This is a genomic window from Sphingomonas sp. ATCC 31555, assembly GCF_000282895.1.
Lineage (GTDB): Bacteria > Pseudomonadota > Alphaproteobacteria > Sphingomonadales > Sphingomonadaceae > Sphingomonas.
The window spans coordinates 101,992-114,452 of sequence record NZ_ALBQ01000013.1; the positions used below are offsets into that span (position 1 = coordinate 101,992).

A 12,461-nucleotide genomic window follows, 5' to 3' on the forward strand; every position below is an offset into this window, starting at 1 on the left:
GGCAGCGGGAAAAATTATGTCGCTGGGGTGCGGCATGGCTCGCACAGCACCCCGCGGCCGAAGCGAGGACCCGCTTTGCGCGCCTCGCCGTCGACACGTTTCAACGCGGCGGGCAGGGCGGCGGCATCCGGGGCGGGATAGAAGCGCGCGATCACCGCCGCCGCCAGCGGCGCGGCGAAGGAGGTGCCGCGCACCGGCATCGGCGCGCCATTCGTGCCCATTGCCAGCATGTCCGCCCCCGGCGCGGCATAATCGAGATGGCTCGCGCGGCCCGCCTCGATGAGCGGGCGGCCGCGTCCGTCGATGCCTGTCACCGCAATCACGCCAGGATAGGAAGCGGGATAGGCTGGCGGCGCGGCGGCGCCGTTATTCCCCACCGCCGCCACGATTGCCAGGCCGCGCGCACGGGCGGCGACTACGACACGCGCGAGCAGCGGGTTGGCCGGCCCGACTAGGCTGATCGTCACCACGCTCACTCGGTTCTGCACCATCCAAGCGATTGCCTTGGCGATGGCCGTTGCGTTGCCCCCGGCGGGATCGCTGCCATAGACATCGGCCGAGGCGATCCGGGCGCCGGGCAGTCCGCCGCGCACCGCGCCCGACCCCGCGATCAGCGAGGCGACGGCGGTGCCGTGGCTGCTGGCGCGCGGCGCGCCGGTGGCGAAACCCGCCCGCAGCACCGCGCCATCGACGCCGCCATCGATCACGCCCACCAGCGGGCCGTTGCCGGCAGCGACAGGCGCCGCGGCGCGCGCGCTGCCGCTGGGGGTGTGGAGTGGATCGGCGCTCACCTCGCCCGCGCCCAAACCGCGCAGCTGTCGGATCGCCTGTTTCAGCGACTGGCCGGGCGGCGTCGCGAGCCGGGCGAACCCCTGGCCGAGCAGATCGCCGCGCTCGATCAGGCGATAGCCGCGGGTTGCGGCAGCGGCGAGCAGCGCGTCGTTGGGATCGCTCACCACCACTTCGCCGGCGCGGGCGGGAAAGCCCTGCGGATCAAGCGCGATGCGATCGGGGTGGTCGCGCACCAGCTGCGCGGCGGCGGCCTGACGGAGCGACTCCAGCCGTTGCTCGACACGCGTCGTCAGCCGGTCGACGCCCTGGTCCAGCTGGCCGATCAGCGCGTCGGGCCGCAACGGGCCTTGCAGCCCGGGGAGCGGCAGCGGCGCCAGCTGAGCGCTGGCGGATCCGCCCCATGCGACCGCGACAAGGCCGGCCAGGAAAACAGCGTGCACATCCTACCGGAAAAATCCTACCATAAGGATGAAACGGGCAGGGACGTCCGTTTCATCCGGACACGCACGAAGGAGAGTGCCGGCTTGACAGGGTTCGAGGCCGATCTGCTCGCGTTGCTGCCGCGACTGCGGCGGTTTGCGCGTGCGCTCGCCTGCGATCCGGCCGATGCCGACGATCTGTGCCAGGTGGCGCTGGAAAAGGCACTGCTTGGCCGTGCATCGTGGCAGCCGGGCACCCGGATGGATAGTTGGATGTACCGCATCATGCGCAACGCCTGGATCGACACCACCCGCAGCCGCAGCCGCGCCGCGCAGACCTTCGTCGCCGAAGAAGCGGGCGCGATGGTGGGCGATGATGGCGGCACCGAGTCCCGAGCCCTGCGCCGCGACATCGCTGCCGCGATGCACGCTTTGCCCGACGAACAGCGCGAGGCGGTGGCGCTGGTGCTGGTGGAGGGGCTGGCCTATCGCGAAGCGGCGGAGGTGCTCGACATTCCGATGGGCACACTCACCTCGCGGCTGGTGCGCGGGCGGCAGGCGCTGATGGCAATGCTGGGAGAAGCCGCATGAGCAGCGATGGCGCAATCGGGCCCGAACTGCTGATCGCTTATGCCGATGGCGAACTGAATGCGGTGGAAGCCAAGCGCGTCGAACGGGCGGTTGCCGCCGATCCGGCGCTGTCGGCGCAACTTGACGAACATCGCGCACTTCGGGCTTCGATCGCCGGGCATTTCGCCCCCGTGGCGGACGAGCCGGTGCCCGAACGGCTGGCGGCGATGCTGACCGGCGTCGCGACGCTGCCGCCGCAGCGCCGGCGCCTGCCCGCCTGGACAGGCTGGGGCGGAGCGGTCGCCGCGTCGCTGTTCCTGGGCCTGATGCTCGGGCACAGCTGGGACGCGGGCATGGTGCGCAGCGCCGAGGGCCGGCTCTATGCCGCCGGGCCGCTTGCCCATGCGCTGGACGATCAGCTTGCCGCAACTGGCGGCGCGGTCCGCGTACCGGTGAGCTTCCGCGACGCCGGCGGCGCCTATTGTCGCGTGTTCACCGCCCCCGCTACCGATGGCATCGCCTGCCGCGACGGCGAGGGCTGGGCGTTGCGCCAGACGCGCGGCGCGCCCGACGGCGCTATGCCGAAGACCGATTATGTCCAGGCTGGCTCGGCCGATCCGGCGCTGATGGCGGCGGCGCAGGGCATGATGGCGGGCGAGCCGCTCGATGCGGCAGCCGAGGCGCGGGCGCGGGCGGCAGGCTGGCGCTAAGCATCCCGGGCGGGATCTTGCGCGCTTTCGGTGACGGGCACGATGTCGAAATCATAGCGTTCCCAGCCGCGCTGGCGGGCCGCCTCCTCGAGCGCAATGCGCTTTCCGGTGGCTTCCTTCAGCGACTTGGCATGGCCCCAGAAGATGTCGGTGCGGCCGCCGCCGAGATGCGCGACGATCCGCCAATAATGCGTGAAGGGTGCGGCGGTGGGGCCGATCGTCTTGACGGTGCCGTCGGCCAGAACGGCCGTGAGATAGCGTTTCCTGCGAGCCATGATGCCAGGATTGTAGCGCGTGTGGGCAGACAGGGCGCGCCCTTTCCGTCGCATCGCCGTTGACAGCGCGGGCGGGCAACGTCTTGAACCGGTGCCATGGCATCTCCCGCACTTTCCCGTCGCGCCCTGGTCGGTTCCGCTCTGGCGCTCGGCGCGCTTCCCACCCGGCTGTTCGCCGAAACCGGCGCCCGGCTGCTCGCGGGCACCTATACGCAGGAGGGCGGGCCGGGGCTGGTGCCGCTGACCGCTGGGGCGAGGGGCTGGACGGCAGGGCCCGCCGATGCCGCGATCCGCAACGCATCGTTCGGCGTGCGATCGACCGTGACTGGTCTGCGCTATCTGCTCGACGAGCAGCAGCAGGGCGGCCTGGGCATCTACGACGCCGGGCACAAGCGCATCGGCGGCGGATCGACGCTGGGTGCCGATCCCTGCCACGCCGCGCTCAGCCCGGATGGCGCAACGCTGGCGGTGGCCAATTATTCGAGCGGCAGCGTGGCGCTGTGGCGGCTCGACCGCCGCACCGGGCTGCCGACAGGCGCGCCGCACAGCATTGCGCACGAAGGCAGCGGCCCGAACCGCGGCCGCCAGGCGGCGCCGCACGCGCACTGGGTGGGCTTTGCCGGCAACGGCCTGCTCCATGCAGTAGACCTGGGCGCCGATGCGATATTCGCGCACAGGCTGGAAGCACGGGGCGTGGGCACCACGACGATCGCCTATCGCGCCGAGCCTGGATCGGGTCCACGCCATCTGGCCCGGCACCCGCGGATGCCGATCGCGTATCTCGTCGCCGAGCTGGCCAACACGGTGACGATCCTGCAGGCGCGGCCGGACGGCAGCTTCGCGGCGCGCGGGGTCGTTTCCACTTTGCCGGCGGGCTTCAACGGCGCGTCGGCGGCGGCGCATATCGCGCTCAACCGCGCCGGCACCCGGCTGTACGTTTCCAATCGTGGGCACGACAGCATCGCGGTGTTCGCGATCGCCAGCGATGGCGGGCTGACGCCGATCCAGCATGCCGGCTGCGGCGGCCACTGGCCGCGCCTGTTCCTGCTGCTGGAAGCGCGCGGCGAGCTGCTGGTGGCGAACCAGCGTTCGGGCAATGTCGCGCGTTTGCCGATGGAGCGCGCAGGCCGACTGGGCACCGCCAGCCACGGGCCTACGGTGCCGGGCGTGGCATTCCTCGCCAGCTGAGCGAACCGCACCGGCCGCCGGGGCAGGCGCGCAAGCCGCGGGGTATGCGTGATAAATTTGCCACGGTCGCCCGGAATCGGCGCGAGGTAGATCCTCTTCCTTTATCGCGGTGATTTATACGATAAATACGCTTCAACATTTGTTTCCGGAGAGGAATGATGAAGAAGTTGCTTGGGGCGAAAGCCGCAGTGAGCCTGTTGGCCATCGCCGTCGCTTCGCCCGCATTCGCGCAGGCGCAGGACGGCGCCCCCACCGAGGCACCCGCCGCCGATGCGCCGCAGGACAGCGCCGAAATCGTCGTGCTTGGCTATCGCGCCTCGCTACGCAGCGCGTTGCAATCGAAGCGTGATGCCGATCGCGTGCAGGAAACGCTCTCGGCGCAGGATCTGGGCAAGCTGCCCGAAGCGTCGATCGCCGAATCGCTGGCGCGACTGCCCGGCCTCGCGACCAATCGCGACCGCGGCAACGGCACGCAGATCTCGATCCGTGGCATGGGGCCCAACCTGGTTAACACGCTGCTCAACGGCCGCGAGGTCGTTTCGGCCGAGGCGAACCGCAACATCCGCTATGACGACTATCCGACCGAGCTGCTGAACGGCGCCTTCGTCTACAAATCGCCCACCGCATCGCAGGTGGAAGGCGCCATCGCCGGTCAGGTGAACCTGCAGACGGTGCGCCCGCTCGACTTCGGCCAGCGCAAGGTGGCGATCAACCTGCGCGCCAGCTACAACGATCTCGCGCCCGACATCGCGGATGCCAAGCCCTGGGGCTATATCGGCAGCATCAGCTATGTCGATCAGTTCTTCGATGATACGCTGGGCGTGGCGCTGGGCTATTCGGGTCGCCGCCAGGCGAACGCAACGGCGCGGACCAACATCTTCCGCTACACCAACGCCTTTGCCGACCTGAACGGTGACGGCAAGGGCGCCGCCGGCAACGCGACCGGGCAGGACAACATTCCCTATGGCTATGAAGCGCTGGTGCGCGGCGGCGACGATATCCGCCACGGTGCGCTGGCCGCGCTGCAGTGGAATCCGGGCCATGGCCTGTTCGAGCTGAACGGCGACTTCTTCTACAGCCATGTGAAGTTCACCGAGACGCAGCGCGGCCTGCGCGTGGAAGGCCTGCCGTTCGGCAACACCTTCTCGCGGCCCACCGTGGTCGACGGCAATGTCACCGGCATCACCGCGACCAACACCGGCGTGGATTTCGGCCTTGGCGTGCGCAACGTCAACGAAAGCTTCTTCTTCACCGACGATCTCTATGCCGGCGGCCTCAACGGCAAATGGTCGAAGGACGGGTGGACCGGCATCCTCGACGCCGGCTATTCGACGACACACCGCAGCCAGCAGTTCCTTACGCTGCGCACCGAATATTCGGCGACTGCCAACGGCTTCACCTTCCAAGATCGCTTCGGCTCCACCGGCACTTTCCTGAGCACGCCGGGGCAGGCGGCGAGCTTCAGCTTCAACCGCTCGCTCACCGATCCGAGCGTGAACCGCATCTCGGAATTCCAGATCCCGACCAATGGCGGCGGCGCGCCGCTGGTCAACGACCATCTCTGGACGCTGAAGGGCGAGATTCAGCGCGAATTCGACGGTGGCTTCCTGAAGCGCGTGACCGCAGGCGGCCGCTTCACCGATCGGGCGAAGGATTATACCCAGCGCACCCAGTTCGGCTTCATCGCCGAGGGCGACCGCGTCGCGATCCCGTCGGACCTGATCAACGGCACCGTTGCGTTCCCCAGCGGCTTCGGCGGCGTGCCGCAGACGCTGTCGATCAATATTCCGGCCGCGATCGACCGCTATTTCGGAACGCTCGATCCGCAGGAGAGCTTCTTCGACCAGTCCTCCAGCTGGCTGGTGAAGGAATCGACCGTTGCCGCCTATGCCCAGGCCGATCTGGACGGCACGCTGTTCGGCATCCCGATGACCGGCAATGCCGGCGTGCGCATGGTGCATACCGACACCAGCTCGCGCAGCACCCAGATCGACGGGCAGGGCGCGGTGGCCGTCGCCACCCCGGTGCGCTTCGACAATGCGTTCACCGACTGGCTGCCCAACCTGAACCTTAACTTCAAGCTGACCGACACGTTGCAGATGCGCTTCGGCGCGAGCAAGGCGATCGCGCGGGCGCCGCTGGACGACCTCAACGCCGGCGTCGGCGTGTTCACCAGCGGCGGCGCGCCTTCGGCCACCGGCGGCAACCCGCTGCTCGAGCCGTTCCGCGCCAAGCAGCTGGACCTTACCTTCGAATGGTATTTCGATCGCGACAGCGCGCTGACGATTTCGGGCTTCTACAAGGATCTCGACACGTTCATCGCCACCCAGACGACGACGCGCGATTTCACCGATGCCGGCGGCAACATCGTCCAAGGCACCTTCACCCAGCCGGTGAACGGGCGCGGTGGCACGATCAAGGGCGTGGAAGTGGCGTTTCAGAAGGCATTCACCTTCCTGCCCGCGCCGTTCGACGGCTTCGGCACCTACCTCAACTATTCGTTCACCGACAGCAACATCACCGTGCAGGAACGCGACAACGCGATCGGCGCGACGGCGCTGCCGGGCCTTTCGAAGCATGTCGGCAACGCCGCGCTCTACTATAGCAAATCCGGGTTCGAGGCGCGGATCGCCTATCGTTATCGCAGCAACTATGCGACCGAGCTGGGCGATACCGATCGGCTGCTCTACACCCGCGACGAAGGCGTGCTGGACTTCCAGACCTCGTACAAGTTCCAGAGCGGGCCGCTGAAGAATGTCGAGCTGCTGTTCCAAGCGAATAACCTGACCGACGAGCCGTTCGAGACCTATTACGGGGATACCCGCCTGCAGGGCCGTTTCGAGCGGTTCGGTCGGCGCTTCCTCGGCGGCGTGAGCTACAGCTTCTGATGCTGGCCCAGCTTCTCGCCGCCGCAGCCCTCGCCGCCGGTTCGCCGGCCGCGCAGGACGACACGCTCTATCTGGGCGCGGACCTCAGCTATGTGAACGAAATGGAGGATTGCGGCGCGATCTATCGCGACCGCGGCAAGCCGGTCGATCCGTTCGCGCTGCTCAAGGCCAAGGGCGGCAACATCGTCCGCGTCCGGCTGTGGAACAACCCCGACTGGACCCGTTACAGCGATTATAACGATGCGCTGAAGACGATCCGCCGCGCCCATGCGGCGGGCCTCAAGGTGCTGCTCGACTTCCATTATTCGGACGACTGGGCCGATGGCGACAAGCAGCGCGTGCCGGCCGCATGGGCCAAGCTGGACACCGATGCGCAGGTCAAGGCGGTGTACGACTATACACGCGAGATCCTGGGCAAGCTCGCCGCACAGGGCCTGATGCCGGACATGGTCCAGGTGGGCAACGAGACCAATCCGGAGCTGATGGGCGGCGTGGTCGGCCAGCCGATCCGCTGGGAACGCAACGCCCGGCTGTTCAACGCCGGCATCAAGGCGGTACGCGACGCCGGCAAGGCGAGCGGCACGCGCCCCAAGGTGATGCTGCACATCGCCCAGCCCGAAAATGTGATGCCCTGGTTCGATCAGGCGACGGTGGCGGGCGTACTCGACTATGACGTGATCGGCATCAGCTATTACCGCAAATGGTCGAAGCTCGACATTGCCGGGCTGGGCCAGGTGATCGCCGCCGCGAAGGCGCGCTACAAGGCCGAGGTGATCGTGGTGGAGACGGCCTATCCGTTCACCAACGACGGCGCGGACCAGGCGCCGAACCTGCTGGGGCCGGACACGCTGATCCCCGGCTATCCGGCGACGCCGGACGGGCAGCGCCGCTATCTGGTCGACCTGACCCAGCAGGTGGTGACGAGCGGCGGCATCGGCGTGGTCTATTGGGAGCCGGCCTGGGTCTCGACCCGGTGCAAGACGCGCTGGGGCACCGGATCCAACTGGGAAAACGCCGCCTGGTTCGACCTGGAGAAGCACGAGGCGCTGCCCGCTTTCGAGTTCCTCCGGCACCTGTACCGCCGGCCGGGTAAGTGACCGCGGGGGCGCGGCGGGAAGGCGCTCAGCAGCAGCGCCCCTTGCCGCGCCCATAGCGTTCGCGCTGGCGCGCGGCGAAGAAGGCGGCGCGCGACTGGGGCGTCTGTTCCGGGTGGTGCGCGGCCATGTGCGCCAGATAGTGCTCGTAAGAGGGCACGCCGACGATCAGGCCGAGCGCTTCACGTAGCCCGCGCCACACGCCGGCGGGAGACCGCGCCATCGATCAGGCCGCCGCGGTCAGGGGAAGTTCGTGCGCAGTCTGCCGCGGCGTACGGCGTGCGGCCAGGCACGCGCGGACGGCGAAGACGAGCGTGGCCAGCACCACTGCCAGGAACAGGCCGCATAACGCTGCGTCCACCAGATCGTTGAACAGAATGCGACGCATTTCCGCCACCGACTTGGCGGGGGCGAGCAACTCGCCGCGCGCCAGCGCCTCGCGCACGCGGGCGGCATGGGCGAGGAAGCTCACCCGCGGATCGGCGGCGAACAGCTTCAGGCCGGCTGCCGAAACGGTGCAGGCAAGCAGCCACGCGCTGGGCAGCAGTGTGACCCAGGCATAGCGATCGCGCTTCATCCGGAACAGCACGACGGTCGCCAGCATCAGCGCGATCGCCGCCAGCATCTGGTTGGCGATGCCGAACAGCGGCCATAGCGTGTTCACTCCGCCCAGCGGATCGGTGACGCCCTGGTAGAGGAAATAGCCCCAGGCGCCGACGCACAGCAGCGTGCCGACCAGCGCCGGCACCGCGCCGGTCGCGTTGCGAAAGCTGGGAACGGCGAGTCCGATCAGATCCTGCAACATGAAGCGCCCGGCACGAGTGCCGGCATCGACCGCGGTGAGGATGAACAGCGCCTCGAACAGAATCGCGAAATGGTACCAGAAAGCCATCATCGCACGGCCGCCGATCATGCGGCTGAAAATATCCGCCATGGCGACCGCCAGCGTGGGGGCGCCGCCTGCGCGGCTGATGATCGTCGTCTCGCCTACGTCGCGCGCGGTTTCGGCGATCGTCTCCGCGCGGATCGGGAAGCCCATCGCCGTCACCGCGGTGGCGGCGCTTTCGGCATCGGTGCCGACGATCGCGGCCGGGCTGTTCATGGTGAAATAGATGCCAGGATCGAGGATCGAGGCGGAGATCAGCGCCATCACCGCGACGAAGCTTTCCATCAGCATCGCGCCATAGCCGATGAAGCGGAGATCGCCTTCGGATGCCACCAGCTTGGGCGTGGTGCCGCTGGAGATCAGTGCATGGAAGCCGGAGACCGCTCCGCATGCGATGGTGATGAACAGGAAGGGAAACAGCGTGCCCGACCATACCGGGCCGCTGCCGTCGACGAATTGGGTGAGCGCCGGCATGCGGAGCGGTGGTGCTACCACGACGATGCCGATCGCCAGCGCGGCAATCGCGCCGATCTTGAGGAAGGTGGACAGATAGTCGCGCGGGGCGAGCAGCAGCCACACCGGCAGCAGCGCAGCGATGGCGCCATAGACGACGAGGATCGCGCACAGCTGGACCGGCGTGAAGCTGAACCAGGCGGCAAGCGCGGGCGTGTCGGCGACCTGCTGGCCATAGACGATCGCGGCGAGCAGCCCGACCAGCCCGATCAGCGAAGCCTCCCCGACGCGGCCGGGGCGCAGGAAGCGCATATAGACGCCCATCACCACTGCAAGTGGCATCGTCGCGGCGACGGTGAAGGTGCCCCAGGGGCTGTGCGCCAGCGCCCGCACCACGATCAGCGACAGCACCGCCAGGATGATGACCATGATCAGGAAGGTGCCGACCATCGCGATCGTGCCGGCCCAGGCGCCCAGTTCCATCCGCACCATCTCACCCAGCGAACGGCCGTCGCGGCGCACCGAGAGGAACAGGATCAGAAAATCCTGCACCGCGCCCGCCAGCACCACGCCGGCGAGGATCCAGAGCATGCCGGGCAGATAGCCCATCTGCGCGGCGAGCACCGGCCCGACCAGCGGACCGGCGCCGGCGATGGCGGCGAAATGGTGGCCGAACAGCACGTTACGGTTGGTCGGCACGAAATCGGTGCCGTCGGGCCGGCGCACCGCCGGAGTGGGCCTGGCGGGATCGACCTGCGCCACCCGGCCCGCCAAGAACCGGCTGTAAAAGCGATAGGCGATCAGATAGACCGACACGGAGGCGACCAGCACCCAAAGCGCATTGATCGCCTCACCGCGCGCACTGGCGATCACGGCGAGCGCCGCGGTGCCCGCCAGCGCGACGACGATCCAGAGCAGCCGTTTCCAAACCATGTGCATTGCGTGTCCCTGATCTGCGCGGTGCCGCGGCACCCGGTTGGCCCGAATTGCACTATCAGGGTCCTGGGGGCCGCGTCACCCTGCACGACCACCGATTCTTGCACGTTCCAGAGCGGGAACGGTGCCGCTAGCCGAGGACGAGGCGGTAGCCCACGCCGGGCTCGTTGACGATCCGCTGCGGGCGGCCCGGATCCTCTTCCAGCTTCTGGCGCAGGCCGCGCACGGCGATGCGGAGATAATCGAGCTGCTGGACGTGCGCCGGCCCCCATATCTCGCGGAGCAGCTGGCCATGGGCGATCACCCGATCGGGATGACCGGCGAGCAGCGCCAGCACGCCATATTCCTTCGGCGTGAGGTGCACCGGTTCGCCATCGCGGCGGACGCGGCGGTGGACGAGGTCGATTTCCACCGCGCCCGCGATCACCTGCTCGCGCTCGGCCACGCCGGCGAGCCGGTGGCGAAGCGCGGTCCGGAGGCGGGCGAGCAGTTCCTCGGTATCGAACGGCTTGGTGCAGTAATCGTCGGCACCGAGATCGAGCGCGGCGACCTTCTCGCTCGTCTCGGTTCGGGCGGAGACGACGATTACCGCCGCGCCGCCTGCCTTGGCCTGCTGGATCAGCTCGATCCCGTCGCGGTCGGGCAGGCCGAGGTCGAGCAGCACGGCGTCGGGCTTGTCGATGCCGAAGGCGGCAATGGCCTCGCGCGCCGTCGCCGCCTCGATCACCTGGTGTTCTGCGCGGGTAAGCGCCCCGCGCAGCAGCCGCCGGATATGGCTGTCGTCCTCGACGATCAGGACCTTGGTTGCGCGCGCCATGGCTCGACTTAGCGAGCGCCGCCCTGCCGGTCGAGGGCGAGATTGAGCGCGAGCACGTTGACCCGCGGCTCGCCGATGATGCCGAACAGGCGACCCTGCACGTTCGCCTCTACCAGCTGTGCCACGCGATCGGGCACGATGCCCCGCGCCGTGGCGACACGGGCGACCTGAAAGCGCGCGGCGGCCGGGCTGATCTCGGGATCGAGGCCCGAACCCGATGCCTGGAGCAGGTCGGCCGGGGCGTCGGCGCCCAGGCGCTTCTGGTCGGCGGTCACCCGGTCGACCAGCTTCTTCGAGGCCGGGCCCATATTGGAGCCGCTCGAGGCGAGCGAGTCATAGCCATTGCCGGCCGCCGAGGGACGGCCCTGGAAATAGCGGTCGCCGGTGAAGCTCTGCCCCAGCAGCATCGAGCCGCGCAGCTTGCCGGCATCGTCGCGCACCAGTGAGCCATTGGCCTGCGCCGGGAACAGCAGCTGCCCGGCGCCGGTCACCACCAGCGGATAGACGATCCCCAGCAGCGCCGCGAAAATCAGGGTGAACAGGAAGGTGGGACGGAGGCCGGAAACGAGATCGGAACGCATGGCGATATCCTCCTCAGAAGCGGGTGGAGACGCCCAGATAGACCTGGGCATCGGGGGTGGCCTGGTTCAGGCCGAAATTGGCGCCGAGATCGAGCTGCAGCGTCGGCCGCAGCAGATAGGTCGCGGCGATGTCGGCGGAGGTTTGCGTGACATAGGCCGCCGGATCGAAGTTCCGCGCGACCCAGAACTCGCCGATCAGCGTGAACTTGGAGGTGACCGCCTTGCCGAGATTGGCGGTACCGACCAGCTGCGCATGATGGCCATGCCCGTCGCTGTCGGCGAGCACGTCGCCTTCGGGGCCGAAGGTCAGCGTAAAGCCCTTGGGCAACGCGATGTTGACCGGCACGATCACGCCGCCCTCGGTCTGGCCGTTGCCGATGCCCGTCTTCGCCGTGGGGATCTTTACAAAGGGCAGCAGCGCGATCTGCACCTGCCCCGCCGGATCGGTAAGCCGTTGCTTCAGCCGCAGGGTCAGATCGCCGACACCGCGCAGCGTCTGGGTACCGGTCGGGGTGCGGGTGCGGATGGTCTCATAGGGGGCAATGCTCGCCTCGATGTCGGTCGAGCCGGTCAGGCCGTATTTCAGCGTCGGGTTGGTGTAGAGGATCGTGTCGACGCGGGTGTCGCTCGCATCGGTGCGGGTCCAGTTGCCGAGGTCGGTTTCCAGCTGCACCATGCCCTGCGGCACAGTGCAGGCGAAGTTCGACTTGGTCGGCCGGTCGGTGCACAGCGCTGGCGCTGCCGGTGCCGTAGTCGCCGGGGCGGCAGGCACGCTGTCCTGCGCAAAGGCCGGAGCGGCGACGACGGTGAGCGACGCGAACGAAAGAAGCGTACGGAACATTTGGGTTCAAA

Annotated in this window: 12 protein-coding genes; 5 read left to right on the top strand and 7 right to left on the bottom strand. The window is 68.3% G+C overall.

Going from position 1 to position 12,461, the window contains the following annotated elements; translation table 11 throughout:
• Positions 1–14 precede the first annotated feature (14 nt).
• A complete protein-coding gene (locus B215_RS19675) occupies positions 15–1,232 on the bottom strand; it encodes a S8 family serine peptidase (RefSeq protein WP_019368902.1) in 1,218 nt (405 codons plus the stop codon).
• A gap of 84 nt (positions 1,233–1,316) precedes the next feature.
• On the opposite strand from B215_RS19675, the gene B215_RS0106865 reads away from it, so the two are divergent.
• Together B215_RS0106865 and B215_RS0106870 are read left to right on the top strand one after the other, a co-directional pair.
• Positions 1,317–1,802 (top strand): RNA polymerase sigma factor, encoded by a 486-nt coding sequence (locus tag B215_RS0106865; protein WP_019368903.1) that lies wholly within the window; start codon positions 1,317–1,319, stop codon positions 1,800–1,802.
• Positions 1,799–2,491: an anti-sigma factor family protein gene (locus tag B215_RS0106870; RefSeq protein ID WP_019368904.1), complete on the top strand. Its 693-nt coding sequence runs from the start codon at positions 1,799–1,801 to the stop codon at positions 2,489–2,491. The genes B215_RS0106865 and B215_RS0106870 overlap by 4 nt, the downstream gene beginning before the upstream one ends.
• Here the strand turns inward: B215_RS0106870 and B215_RS0106875 are convergent.
• Positions 2,488–2,766, bottom strand: coding sequence for a hypothetical protein (locus B215_RS0106875; RefSeq protein ID WP_019368905.1), 279 nt, complete (start codon positions 2,764–2,766; stop codon positions 2,488–2,490). The two genes, B215_RS0106870 and B215_RS0106875, sit on opposite strands and share 4 nt — an antisense overlap.
• A gap of 96 nt (positions 2,767–2,862) precedes the next feature.
• Between B215_RS0106875 and B215_RS0106880 the strand changes: the two genes are divergently transcribed.
• The 3 genes from B215_RS0106880 (at position 2,863) to B215_RS19680 (ending at position 7,939) form a co-directional block, all read left to right on the top strand.
• Entirely contained in the window at positions 2,863–3,954 is a 1,092-nt protein-coding gene (locus B215_RS0106880) for a lactonase family protein (protein ID WP_019368906.1), read from the top strand.
• Positions 3,955–4,112: 158 nt separating this feature from the next.
• A complete protein-coding gene (locus B215_RS0106885; RefSeq protein ID WP_152997839.1) occupies positions 4,113–6,842 on the top strand; it encodes a TonB-dependent receptor in 2,730 nt (909 codons plus the stop codon).
• Entirely contained in the window at positions 6,842–7,939 is a 1,098-nt protein-coding gene (locus tag B215_RS19680) for a glycoside hydrolase family 53 protein (protein ID WP_019368908.1), read from the top strand. The genes B215_RS0106885 and B215_RS19680 overlap by 1 nt, the downstream gene beginning before the upstream one ends.
• Before the next feature lie 25 nt (positions 7,940–7,964).
• Here the strand turns inward: B215_RS19680 and B215_RS0106895 are convergent, their stop codons facing one another.
• The 5 genes from B215_RS0106895 to B215_RS0106915 all read right to left on the bottom strand — a co-directional run bounded on the left by B215_RS0106895 (position 7,965) and on the right by B215_RS0106915 (position 12,450).
• Positions 7,965–8,159 carry a YbdD/YjiX family protein gene (locus B215_RS0106895; protein ID WP_019368909.1) on the bottom strand — a complete coding sequence of 65 codons (195 nt, stop codon included), beginning with the start codon at positions 8,157–8,159 and terminating at the stop codon, positions 7,965–7,967.
• Between the two features lie 3 nt (positions 8,160–8,162).
• Positions 8,163–10,208 (bottom strand): carbon starvation CstA family protein, encoded by a 2,046-nt coding sequence (locus B215_RS0106900; RefSeq protein ID WP_019368910.1) that lies wholly within the window; start codon positions 10,206–10,208, stop codon positions 8,163–8,165.
• Between the two features lie 133 nt (positions 10,209–10,341).
• Positions 10,342–11,028: a response regulator gene (locus B215_RS0106905; protein WP_019368911.1), complete on the bottom strand. Its 687-nt coding sequence runs from the start codon at positions 11,026–11,028 to the stop codon at positions 10,342–10,344.
• Between the two features lie 8 nt (positions 11,029–11,036).
• Entirely contained in the window at positions 11,037–11,609 is a 573-nt protein-coding gene (gene kdpC / locus B215_RS0106910; RefSeq protein WP_019368912.1) for a potassium-transporting ATPase subunit KdpC, read from the bottom strand.
• 13 nt (positions 11,610–11,622) lie between these two features.
• On the bottom strand, positions 11,623–12,450 hold the full coding sequence (locus B215_RS0106915) for a transporter (protein WP_019368913.1): 828 nt from the start codon (positions 12,448–12,450) through the stop codon (positions 11,623–11,625).
• Positions 12,451–12,461 lie beyond the last annotated feature (11 nt).